The sequence below is a fragment of the Pseudomonas sp. NPDC088444 genome (genome assembly GCF_044900175.1).
Classification (GTDB): domain Bacteria; phylum Pseudomonadota; class Gammaproteobacteria; order Pseudomonadales; family Pseudomonadaceae; genus Aquipseudomonas.
On the sequence record NZ_JBJDNK010000006.1, the window covers coordinates 314795 to 326474 of the forward strand.

Sequence of the window (11680 nt, forward strand, 5' to 3'; positions counted from 1 at the left end):
GACAATAAAATGAAAGGCCGCCATCCCTTTGGGATGGCGGCCTCAAAATAAGCCAATTCTCAATAGCAGCGGATTAATTTGATCAGGCGACTTTCTTCTTCAGCAAGTACAACCCGATCACCATCCCCAGCGCACACAGAATCGCCACATACCACGCAGGCCCCATCGGGTTGGCTTTGAGCATCAGCGTGACCACCATCGGGGTCAGGCCGCCGAAGATCGCGTAAGCCAGGTTGTAGGAAAACGACAACCCCGAGAATCGAACCACCGGCGGGAAGGCCTTCACCATTACGAACGGAACGGCGCCGATGGTGCCGACGAACAGGCCAGTCAAAGCGTACAGCGGGTACAGCCACTCTGGATGAGCGCCGACCGTGTGGTAGAAAGTCCACGATGTGATCAGCAGCCCGAGCGATCCCAACAGGAAAACCAGACCTGCACCGAAGCGATCCGCCAACGCGCCCGCGCCGATACAACCCAGGCTGAGCAGCACAATGGCCAGGCTGTTGGCTTTCAACGTCACAGCGGGCGCGAAGCCGTACATGCTCTGTAATAGCGTCGGGGTCATGAGAATGACGACCACAACACCCGCCGAGAGCAGCCAGGTCAGCGCCATTGACAGCACAACGGCGCCGCGATGATCGCGCAACACGGCCTTGAGCGGCACTTCCTCGGCCAGTTGCTTGCGCAGTTGAAGCTCGGCGAAGACCGGGGTTTCGTGCAGCCAGCGGCGCAGGTAAACCGACATCAGACCGAATACACCGCCCAGCAGGAATGGAATACGCCAGGCGTAATCCGAAACTTCGGCCGGCGTGTAGAGGGTGTTGATCCAGGTTGCGACCAACGAACCGAGCAAAATGCCTGCGGTCAGACCGGAGGTGAGCGTGCCGCAAGCGTAACCGACGTTACGTGAGGGAACGTGTTCGGAAACGAATACCCACGCCCCTGGCACCTCGCCACCAATGGCGGCGCCCTGAATGACGCGCATCAGCAGCAACAAAAGCGGCGCCCAGATGCCAATCTGCGCATAAGTGGGTAGCAGGCCCATGATGAGCGTTGGAACCGCCATCAGGAAAATGCTCAGGGTGAACATTTTCTTGCGGCCCAGCAAATCGCCGAAGTGGGCCATGACGATGCCGCCCAGCGGGCGGGCCAGATAACCGGCGGCGAAAATGCCAAACGTTTGCATCAAACGCAGCCATTCCGGCATGTCCACGGGGAAAAACAGCTTGCCGACAACGGCAGCGAAGAACACGAAGATGATGAAATCGTAAAACTCCAGCGCGCCGCCCAAGGCGGAAAGCGACAGGGTTTTGTAATCGTTGCGGGTCAGCGGGCGCGAAGGCTGCGCAGCGCTGGAAGACACGGAGGACATGACAATGGCTTCTCTTTTGAGACTCTCTTGGGGCGAATGATCAATTGCTATGCAGCCGGGGATAACGGCCGTGCACGCGATTTATCGTCTCGAAGAGGTGATCGGGCATCAAAATTGCGTGCCAATGTCGGCGTAGTGCGCCAAATCGGTTCGGCACGATAGCAAATTGCGCGCAGATGCACATGGATTGCAACGTGCGTCGGGGAAAATGGGAACCCAACGGTCGTCTCGTGAGGCATCGACCGATATACTTGCGGGCCGCGACTCAACCGGTCTTTGAGGGAAGTTGTGCGAAGCCATTTAACCAAGTCGTCTTCGCAGAGTTTCCCTGACTAATGAATTGAAGACTTAGAGCGTTATGGGTTCGAGGCACCCTCAGTAATGAACGAACTTGAACAGGAAGATCCTATTCCGCAGGGCGATCTCGCCTTGCAAATCACCGCCCTGCCGCGCGAAACCAACGGTTTCGGCGACATTTATGGCGGCTGGCTGGTCGCGCAGATGGACTTGGCAGGCACAGCCATGGCCAGCAAGGTCGCAGGCGGTCGCGTCGCGACGGTTGCCATTGATCGCATGGCGTTTCTGGTGCCCGTGGCCGTGGGCGCACAACTGTCCTTCTATACCCAGACGCTGGAAATCGGCCGCAGCTCGATCCAGATGATGGTCGAAGTCTGGAGCGACGACCCACTGTCCAGCGAATGGCGCAAAGTGACTGAAGCGGTGTTCGTGTTCGTGGCCATCGACGGCAGTGGCCGCACGCGTTCGGTTCCGGCCCGACGCTGATATACAGCGTCGGCCTCATCGCACTTGGCAGCGCGCAGTAAACTCATCAAGCTTGGCACAGTCTGATTCAGTCACTGTCCTTTGAGTGAGTACCCCTATGCCTACGCCAGAAGTCGAATCCATCCAGCTCGGCGAGCTCAATTGCTGGCGCATTCGCCACGGCCAGGCCGAACTGGTGGTCGCCCAGCAGGGCGCGCACATCGTCAGTTATCAGGTCAACGGTGACGAGCCGCTGGTCTGGTCCAATCCGAACGCGGTGTACAAACACGGCAAGGCGATTCGCGGCGGCATGCCGATTTGCTGGCCATGGTTCGGCAACTTCCAGCGCAACCCGCAGAGCGTGCAGGCTATGCGTCAGAGCAGCGAACCTGCCAATGCCCACGGTGAAGTGCGGGCATTGGACTGGGAGCTGATCAACATCGCCGAAGACGGCGAAGCGCTGATCGTCGAGTTCATTCAGCTCAAGGCCGAAGGCCATTTGCCCGGCTGGCCGCACACGGTGGGTCTGAAGCTGAGCATTCGTCTGGATTCAGCGCTGAACGTCAGCCTGCTCAGCTTCAACGCAGGCGATCACGACGTCACCTTGAGCCAGGCGCTGCACACCTATTTCGCCGTGAGCGATGTGCATCAGATCAGCATTCAGGGCCTGGACGGCGTCAGCTACCTGAACACGCTGGAAAGCTGGGAGCAGCAAAACGTTCAAGTGGGTGACATTACGTTCACTGGCGAGACAGATCGTATCTATCAGGACACACCTGACCTGGTGTCCATCGTCGACCCGGCGTGGAAACGTCGCATCCAGATCCAGACCCAAGGCTCGAAATCGTCGGTGGTCTGGAACCCCTGGATCGAGAAAACCAAAACCTTCAGCGACATGGGCGCCGATGACTGGAAGGGTATGGTGTGTGTCGAAACCGCGAACGTCATGACCGACATCGTAACGCTCAAGCCGGGCGAGATGCATGTAATGGGTGTCAGCCTCTGGGCCGAGCCGCTGACGGACGATTGATCAGCCACTGACCTTCCCCTGTGGGAGCCGGCTTGGTGCGGGCTTCCACAAGGGCAGAAGCGCTCTTACAAATCCGCCTCAGTCACCACCCGCACCTTCGTGGCATCCAGCGCATAGGCCGCATCGGCCAGATCATTGCTGACCTTCTCGATCTTCAGCGTGCCTACCACCCACAACGGCGTGTAGATGTCATCAATCTTCAATCCTTTCGGATACCGCACCAGCACCAGTTGATTCGGCGGTGGCGGTGGCACGTGAATGCAGGCGCCGGGATAAGGGACAAGGAAGAACAGCGTGCTGTGCCCTTTCGCGTCAGTCTCCAGCGGCACCGGATAGCCGCCCAGGCGAATGTTCTTGCCGTTCATGGCAGCGACGGTTTTGGTGGAATACATCACCGCAGGCAAACCCTTGCTCTGCTTCAGGCCGCCTTTGCTGTCGAACGTGCCTTGGGCTTCCGGGGAGTTGTGGTCGATTTCGGGCATGGCCTCAAGAGCCTTCTGATCCGACTTGGGCATCAGTTCGAGCCAGTCGGTCTCGGGCAAATCGGCGGCACATGCCAGCCCGCAGACCAGCAGCAGGGAAACGAAGATAAGACGACGCATTGAGTTGCTCGGCGTGGGGAATTGAATGCCGCGCATTCTAGCCCTCCGCGCGGCAATAGCGCAGAGGGCCAGACCGGATTTCATTTCTTTTTGATCATGCCGTAGATGACCAGCAGGATGATCGCTCCGACCAGCGCACCCAAAAAGCCTGCGCCCTGCCCCGCCTGGTAAATGCCCAGCGCCTGACCACCATAGGTCGCCACCAGAGAACCGGCGATACCCAGAATAATGGTCATGATCCAGCCCATGCTGTCGTCGCCCGGCTTCAGAAAACGAGCCAGCAGCCCGACGATCAGGCCGATGAAGATGGTTCCGATGATGCCCATGCCATGTCCCTCTGATTCAGTGAACAAACCAAAGCCTAGTCGGCAATTGGCAACACGCTATCAGAGGGGTGTAAGCGACGAATGGTTCAACGGGACAGTGCGGCTCCTACAGGAGAACCTGGGTGATCAGCTCTTGACCAGGGCCTGAACCAACTTGACCTGACGATCCAGCGTCGCACGGTCCTGGCTACGCACGGTGGCATGACCCACTTTGCGACCGGCCTTGAACGCTTTGCCATAGTGATGCAGATGGCAGTCATCGATAGCGATGACTTTGTCCACAGCAGGCACTTCGCCAATGAAGTTGATCATCGCGCTCTCGCCCACTTTAGCAGTCGAACCCAGTGGCAGACCGGCAACCGCGCGCAGGTGGTTTTCGAACTGGCTGCACTCCGAACCTTCGGTGGTCCAGTGGCCTGAATTGTGAACGCGTGGGGCAATTTCGTTGGCTTTGAGGCCGCCGTCGACTTCGAAGAATTCAAAAGCCAGCACGCCCACGTAATCCAGTTGCTTGAGCACGCGACCGGCGTAGTCTTCAGCCAACGCCTGCAATGGGTGATCGGTGCTGGCGATGGACAAGCGCAGAATGCCGCTGTCGTGGGTGTTGTGCACCAGCGGGTAGAAACGGGTTTCGCCATCGCGAGCGCGCACTGCGATCAACGAGACTTCCCCCGTGAATGGCACGAAGCCTTCCAGCAGACACGGCACGCTGCCCAGCTCGGCAAAGGTGTCGACCACGTCTTCCGGCTTGCGCAGCACTTTCTGACCTTTGCCGTCATAACCCAGTGTCCGGGTTTTCAGCACGGCAGGCAGGCCGATGCTGGCAACCGCCGCGTCCAGATCCGGCTGGGACTGAATGTCGGCGAACGCAGGCGTCGGAATGCCCAGGTCCTTGAACATGCTCTTTTCGAACCAGCGATCGCGGGCGATGCGCAGGGCTTCTGCGCTCGGGTAAACCGGCACGAACTGCGACAGAAACGCCACGGTTTCGGCAGGCACGCTTTCGAATTCAAAGGTCACCAGATCCACTTCGTCTGCCAGTTGGCGCAAGTGGTCCTGATCGCCGTAATCGGCACGCAGATGCTCGCCCAGTGCAGCGGCGCAAGCGTCCGGAGCAGGGTCAAGAAACGCGAAGTTCATTCCCAGCGGAGTGCCCGCCAGCGCCAACATGCGACCCAGTTGGCCGCCACCGATTACACCGATCTTCATGAAAACCTCAGGCCTCGCGTGGGTCAGGATTGTCCAGAACGCTGTCTGTTTGCTCAGTGCGGAATTTCTTCAGCACCGCGTGGAATTGCGGGTGCTTGGCGCCCAGGATGCTGGCGGACAGCAACGCGGCGTTGATCGCGCCCGCTTTGCCAATGGCCAGCGTCGCGACCGGAATGCCCGCAGGCATTTGCACGATGGACAACAGGGAGTCGACGCCCGAGAGCATCGAGGACTGAACAGGAACGCCCAGTACCGGCAAGTGTGTCTTGGCCGCGCACATGCCCGGCAGGTGAGCAGCCCCACCAGCGCCTGCGATGATCACTTCAATGCCACGGCCTTCGGCCTCTTCGGCGTACTGAAACAGCAGGTCCGGCGTACGGTGGGCCGAAACCACTTTGACTTCGTACGGAATGCCGAGCTTTTCCAGCATGTCGGCGGTGTGGCTAAGGGTGGACCAATCGGACTTGGAGCCCATGATCACGCCAACCAGTGCGCTCATCGTCGTGCCTCTTCATCGGGCGCCCGCAGGCGCGTCTAAAAACAACAAGCCACGCGGGAAGACCGGCGTGGCTTGTCGTACGAATTATGACCAGTGCAACCGGCCAAAGGCCGCGCAGTATACCGCAAAGAGTCGCATTTGACAGAGCGGTAATGACCTCCTGTCAGCCAATGAAACCGGCCTCGCAAGCCTTGTACTTACTGACTTTCAGGTCAAGCGGCCGGCTGCACGGCACCCCCTTCCAGCTTGCGCCACAACAGCCGCACATTGGCCTTGCGCACCAGCGCACAACGGTACAACCGGATTTCCAGCGGCACATGCCATTGAGGGCCGCCACACACCACCAGCTCGCCCCGTTCCAACTCGGCAGCGATGGAAAGGCGTGGCACCCAAGCGATGCCAAGGCCTTGCAGCGCCATGCCCTTGAGGCTGTCGGCCATGGCGGTTTCGTACACGGTGGTGAAGCGCAGGGCTCGCTGGCGCAGCAGCAAGTTCACTGAACGCCCCAGAAAAGCCCCCGCGCTGTAGGCCAGCAACGGCACACTCTGATCGCCCTCCAGATCGAACAACGGCTTGCCGTCGGCATCCACTGAGCAAACGGGGAGCATTTCGGTCATGCCCAAATGCAGCGAAGGGAAGATTTCAGCGTCCATCTGCAACGCCGCGTCCGGGTCGTAGAACGCGAGCATGAGGTCACAACCACCTTCGCGCAGGGCATGCACGGCGTCGCCAACGTTGGTCGCGACCAATCGCGTGGCGATGTTCAGGCCCTCGTTGCGCAATTGGGCGATCCAGCGCGGGAAGAAGCTCAACGCCAGGGAGTGCGCGGCAGCAATCTGCATCACCTCACCCTGCCCGCTTTCCAGATGATGCAAGTGACGCAACACTTCGCCGAGCTGATCGACGACCGTGCGCGCGGTCACCAGAAACAACTGCCCTGCTGCCGTCAGCTCGATGGGCGTGCGTGAGCGATTGACCAGCGTCAGCCCGAGCGCAGCTTCAAGGCTGCGAATACGTCGGCTGAATGCGGGCTGCGTGACGAATCGACGCTCCGCCGCCTGGGAGAAACTGCGGGTGGCCGCCAGCGCACTGAAGTCTTCCAGCCATTTGCTTTCCAGGTTCATTTTGTTCTCCAGAGCTTGGACGAATCGGGCTCTACGCCTTGTTGCGATTGAAATCGCTATCCCCTGTGGGAGCGAATTCATTCGCGATGCAATGGTGCGGGCGACACATTTGCATCGGATGTGCCGGCCAATCGTCGGATCGCCGCGGAATAAATTCGCTCCCACAGGTTTGCGCCCATTGGCGATGATCGGCCGAGCACATTCATACGCTCGTCACAATCCGAACGTCACATCTTCATTATGCCGTTCGTGCATAGGCTAGCGCTTAACAGCATTGGTTCGCAATCGCCCACAAGCCTAGTATTCAAGGCGTTCCGGCTTAGCCCGTGTCTCTCCTGAGAGTTTCTCTATCATGTCCTCCGCTGCATCATTTCGCATCGAAAAAGACCTGCTTGGCACCCTCGAAGTACCCGCTGATGCCTATTTCGGCATCCAGACCCTGCGCGCGGTGAATAACTTTCACCTCTCCGGCGTTCCACTTTCGCACTACCCGAAACTGGTTGTCGGCCTGGCCATGGTCAAACAGGCGGCTGCCGATGCGAACCATCAGTTGGGCCATCTGAGCGACGAGAAACACGCAGCGATCAGCGAAGCCTGCGCCCGCCTCATTCGCGGCGACTTCCACGAACAGTTCGTGGTTGACATGATTCAAGGTGGCGCCGGTACGTCCACCAACATGAACGCCAACGAGGTCATCGCCAACATCGCTCTTGAAGCGATGGGCCATGCCAAAGGCGAATACAAATACCTGCACCCGAACAACGACGTAAACATGGCGCAGTCGACCAACGACGCCTACCCGACAGCCATTCGCCTGGGTCTGCTGCTGGGTCACGATGCCTTGCTGGCCAGCCTCAGCAGCCTGATTCAAGCGTTCGCTGCCAAAGGCCAGGAATTCGCCCACGTCCTGAAAATGGGCCGTACCCAATTGCAAGACGCGGTGCCGATGACCCTTGGCCAGGAGTTCCGCGCCTTCGCCACCACGCTGACCGAAGACCTCAACCGCCTGCGCAGCCTGGCGCCTGAGCTGCTGACAGAAGTGAACCTGGGCGGCACCGCCATCGGCACCGGCATCAACGCAGACCCCGGCTATCAATCCCTGGCGGTCGAGCGTCTGGCGATCATCAGCGGCCAGCCACTGGTTCCAGCCGCCGACCTGATCGAAGCCACCTCCGACATGGGCGCCTTCGTGCTGTTCTCGGGCATGCTCAAGCGTACCGCCGTCAAACTGTCGAAGATCTGCAACGACCTGCGCCTGCTGTCCAGCGGCCCGCGCACCGGCATCAACGAAATCAACCTGCCAGCGCGCCAGCCAGGCAGCTCGATCATGCCGGGCAAGGTCAACCCGGTGATTCCGGAGGCCGTGAACATGTGCGCCTTCGAGATCATGGGCAACGACCTGGCCCTGACCGTGGCGGCCGAAGGCGGTCAATTGCAGTTGAACGTGATGGAGCCGCTGATCGCCTACAAGATCTTCGACTCGATCCGTCTGCTGCAGCGCGCCATGGACATGCTGCGCGAACACTGCATCGTCGGCATCACCGCCAACGAACAACGCTGCCGTGAACTGGTCGAGCACTCGATCGGCCTGGTCACTGCGCTGAACCCGTACATCGGTTACGAGAACGCCACCCGCATCGCCCGCGTCGCACTGGAAACAGGCCGTGGCGTGCTGGAACTGGTGCGCGAAGAGGGCTTGCTCGACGAAGCGATGCTCGCCGACATCCTGCGCCCCGAGAACATGATTGCTCCACGCCTGGTTCCGCTGAAAGCCTGATGCCAGGCCTGCGCGGGACCCGCAACACGATCACCAGGCTGAGGGCCTAGACACCCCTCACCCTTTTGAGGGCCGGAAGGAGACGCTTCCAGGCCCTTTTTTTTATCCGCATTTTTGCGAATCGAATTTTGAAAACGAAACGCTCCCTGTAGCAGTCCGGCTTGCCGGCGGCAGCGATTTCGATGACGTCAACGCCGGCACGTAGGACTGCTACAGATCGAACGCCCAGGACGGACAAGCACCCACACAGAGAGCGATACGGGCTCAAAAGCAGAAACGGTTTACAGACTCCAATAACGCGCACCGGTATAGTGCGCCCCCTCTAAAAAAGCGAGGCAACAACAATGCTTGAAGTCATCAACGACTTCCTTTCGGGAAAACTGCTGATCGTGCTCATCGTCGGGCTCGGTGGATACTTCACGATTCGCTCGCGTTTCGTTCAATTACGTCATTTCTTGCACATGTTCGCGGTCTTTCGCGAAAGCCTGCGCAGCAGCTCTGGCCAATTGAGTTCGTTTCAGGCCCTGATGCTGAGTCTGGCCGGCCGCGTCGGTGCCGGTAACATCGCCGGTGTCGGCATCGCCGTGACCCTGGGCGGACCGGGCGCGGTGTTCTGGATGTGGGTCACTGCTCTGGTCGGCATGGCCAGCAGCTTCTTCGAATGCGCCCTCGGCCAGTTGTACAAACGCTGCGACTCCGATGGTCAGTATCGCGGTGGCCCTTCTTTCTATATTCAGCACGGTCTGGGCAAGCGCTGGCTCGGTATGGTCATGGCCGTTCTGCTGCTGGTGACCTTCGGCTTCGCGTTCAACGGTCTGCAATCCCACGCTGTGACCCACTCCCTGAACAACGCATTCGGTGTTTCGCCGGGCTATTCGGGCATTGCGCTGGCTGTGTTGCTGGGGCTGGTATTCATTGGCGGCATCAAGCGGATCGCGGCAGTCGCCGACCTGCTGGTTCCGGTGAAGACATTGGTCTACATCGGCGTCACCCTTTACGTGATCGGCGTGCAGTTCGAACACGTTCCGCACATGCTGATGACCATCGTCAAAAGCGCATTCGGTCTGGACGAAGTCTTCGGCGGCCTGCTGGGCAGCGCTATCGTCATGGGCGTGAAGCGTGGCGTGTTTGCCAACGAAGCCGGTCTGGGCAGCGCGCCAAACGTGGCAGCCGTGGCTGAAGTGAAGCACCCAGTCGCGCAAGGCGTGGTTCAGGCGTTCAGCGTGTTCCTCGACACCTTCGTCATCTGCACCTGCACCGCGTTGCTGATCCTGCTGTCCGGCTTCTATACCCCGGGCTTCGAAGGCGACGGCATTGCACTGACGCAAAACTCGCTGGCAGCGGTCGTGGGTGACTGGGGTCGCGTGTTCATCAGCGTTGCACTGGCGCTATTCGTGTTCACCTCGATTCTCTACAACTACTACCTGGGAGAAAACAGCCTGCGCTTCCTGGTCGGCGAGAGCCGCAAGGCGCTGATCAGCTACCGTGCGCTGGTGCTGGCACTGATCCTGTGGGGCGCCGTGGAAGACCTAGGCACCGTATTCGCCTTTGCCGACATCACGATGACACTGCTGGCATTCGTGAACCTGATTGCCTTGGCGATGCTGTTCAAGATCGGTTTGCGTATCCTGAACGACTACGATGCACAGCGTAAGGCGGGCATCGAAACGCCAGTGTTCGACTCCAGCCAGTTCCCCGATCTGGATCTGGACCTCAAAGCCTGGCCAAAACCGGGTCAGGAACAACCGGCGGCCAACGCTGAAGCGGTCACTGGCAGCCCCGCCGTCGACGCACGTTAATCATCCGAAGTCAGTCCAGGGAGACATCCATGAATCGCGAAAACGCCGCACCGGCTCAGCACGTGATGGTGCTCTATACCGGTGGCACCATCGGCATGCAGGCCAGTGAAAACGGTCTGGCGCCCGCCTCCGGTTTCGAAGCGCGGATGGCCGAACAACTGGCCGCACTGCCCGAGCTGGTAGTGCCGCAATGGCAATTTTGCGAGATGTCTCCGCTGATCGACAGCGCCAACATGACGCCCGCCTACTGGCATCGTCTGCGCGAGGCGGTGATCGATGCGGTGGACGTGAAGGGCTGCGATGCCGTGCTGATCCTGCACGGCACCGACACCCTCGCCTACAGCGCTGCGGCCATGAGCTTTCAGTTGCTGGGGCTGGATGCGCCAGTGGTGTTCACCGGTTCCATGCTGCCTGCTGGCGTGCCGGACAGCGATGCCTGGGAAAACGTCAACGGCGCCCTGCAAGCGCTGGGCAATGGCCTGCCGTCGGGGGTGCATTTGTACTTCCACGGCGAGCTGATGCAGCCAACCCGCTGCGCGAAGATTCGCAGCTTCGGCCGCAATCCGTTTGCCGCTCTCAACCGTTCGCGGGGCGGGGAGGCCGTCGGCACGCTGCCTACGGCGCTGGGTTATCGCCAACCGAAGACGCTGGCCAATGTCGCCGTGCTGCCACTGTTTCCCGGTATCGGCGCCGCTCAACTGGACGGCCTGCTCGGCAGCGGCATTCAGGGCCTGATCCTTGAATGCTTCGGCAGCGGCACCGGCCCCAGCGATAACCCGGCCTTCCTAGACAGCCTGCAACGCGCTCACCAACAAGGCATCTGCGTAATCGCGATCACCCAATGCCATGAAGGTGGTGTGGAGCTGGACGTCTACGAAGCAGGCAGCCGCTTGCGCGGCGTGGGTGTGCTGTCCGGTGGCGGCATGACCCGCGAAGCGGCGTTCGGCAAACTGCATGCGTTGCTGGGTGCGGGCCTGACAGCGGATGACGTGCGGCGGTTGGTGGAGCTGGATGTGTGTGGGGAACTGCAGTAAGCCGCCCGACTGACATCCTGTTGCGCGACTCAACACGCCTTCGCCAGCAAGCCGGCTCCCACAGGGATTTGTTTCAGCCTGGATGATGAGTCAGGCACAAAACCTGTGGGAGCCGGCTTGCTGGCGAAAGCGGCCGATCAACG

11 protein-coding genes are annotated in these 11680 nt (G+C 60.0%); 5 read left to right on the forward strand and 6 right to left on the reverse strand.

The features are described 5' to 3' along the window. Positions 1-82: 82 nt before the first annotated feature. Positions 83-1375 (reverse strand): MFS transporter, encoded by a 1293-nt coding sequence (locus tag ACI2KB_RS14445; protein WP_404635550.1) that lies wholly within the window; start codon positions 1373-1375, stop codon positions 83-85. Between the two features lie 381 nt (positions 1376-1756). On the opposite strand from ACI2KB_RS14445, the gene ACI2KB_RS14450 reads away from it, so the two are divergent. Further along, on the forward strand, positions 1757-2158 hold the full coding sequence (locus tag ACI2KB_RS14450) for an acyl-CoA thioesterase (protein WP_108236231.1): 402 nt from the start codon (positions 1757-1759) through the stop codon (positions 2156-2158). Positions 2159-2255: 97 nt separating this feature from the next. After that, positions 2256-3167, forward strand: coding sequence for a D-hexose-6-phosphate mutarotase (locus tag ACI2KB_RS14455; RefSeq protein WP_404635552.1), 912 nt, complete (start codon positions 2256-2258; stop codon positions 3165-3167). 65 nt (positions 3168-3232) lie between these two features. Here the strand turns inward: ACI2KB_RS14455 and ACI2KB_RS14460 are convergent, their stop codons facing one another. From ACI2KB_RS14460 to ACI2KB_RS14480, 5 genes are all read right to left on the reverse strand, one after another. Further along, on the reverse strand, positions 3233-3769 hold the full coding sequence (locus ACI2KB_RS14460; RefSeq protein ID WP_404635714.1) for a DUF3299 domain-containing protein: 537 nt from the start codon (positions 3767-3769) through the stop codon (positions 3233-3235). A gap of 80 nt (positions 3770-3849) precedes the next feature. Next, a complete protein-coding gene (locus ACI2KB_RS14465; protein ID WP_404635554.1) occupies positions 3850-4095 on the reverse strand; it encodes a GlsB/YeaQ/YmgE family stress response membrane protein in 246 nt (81 codons plus the stop codon). A 126-nt stretch (positions 4096-4221) separates the two neighbouring features. After that, positions 4222-5304: a 5-(carboxyamino)imidazole ribonucleotide synthase gene (locus ACI2KB_RS14470; RefSeq protein WP_404635556.1), complete on the reverse strand. Its 1083-nt coding sequence runs from the start codon at positions 5302-5304 to the stop codon at positions 4222-4224. Positions 5305-5311: 7 nt separating this feature from the next. Further along, a complete protein-coding gene (purE, locus tag ACI2KB_RS14475; RefSeq protein WP_074754780.1) occupies positions 5312-5803 on the reverse strand; it encodes a 5-(carboxyamino)imidazole ribonucleotide mutase in 492 nt (163 codons plus the stop codon). Positions 5804-6015: 212 nt separating this feature from the next. Beyond that, positions 6016-6927 carry a LysR substrate-binding domain-containing protein gene (locus tag ACI2KB_RS14480; protein ID WP_404635558.1) on the reverse strand — a complete coding sequence of 304 codons (912 nt, stop codon included), beginning with the start codon at positions 6925-6927 and terminating at the stop codon, positions 6016-6018. Between the two features lie 352 nt (positions 6928-7279). Between ACI2KB_RS14480 and ACI2KB_RS14485 the strand changes: the two genes are divergently transcribed. The 3 genes from ACI2KB_RS14485 (at position 7280) to ACI2KB_RS14495 (ending at position 11537) form a co-directional block, all read left to right on the forward strand. After that, positions 7280-8704, forward strand: a complete 1425-nt coding sequence (locus ACI2KB_RS14485; RefSeq protein ID WP_404635560.1) for an aspartate ammonia-lyase — start codon at positions 7280-7282, stop codon at positions 8702-8704. A 344-nt stretch (positions 8705-9048) separates the two neighbouring features. Next, positions 9049-10503 (forward strand): alanine/glycine:cation symporter family protein, encoded by a 1455-nt coding sequence (locus ACI2KB_RS14490; protein WP_404635562.1) that lies wholly within the window; start codon positions 9049-9051, stop codon positions 10501-10503. 29 nt (positions 10504-10532) lie between these two features. Further along, positions 10533-11537: an asparaginase gene (locus tag ACI2KB_RS14495; protein WP_404635564.1), complete on the forward strand. Its 1005-nt coding sequence runs from the start codon at positions 10533-10535 to the stop codon at positions 11535-11537. Positions 11538-11680 lie beyond the last annotated feature (143 nt).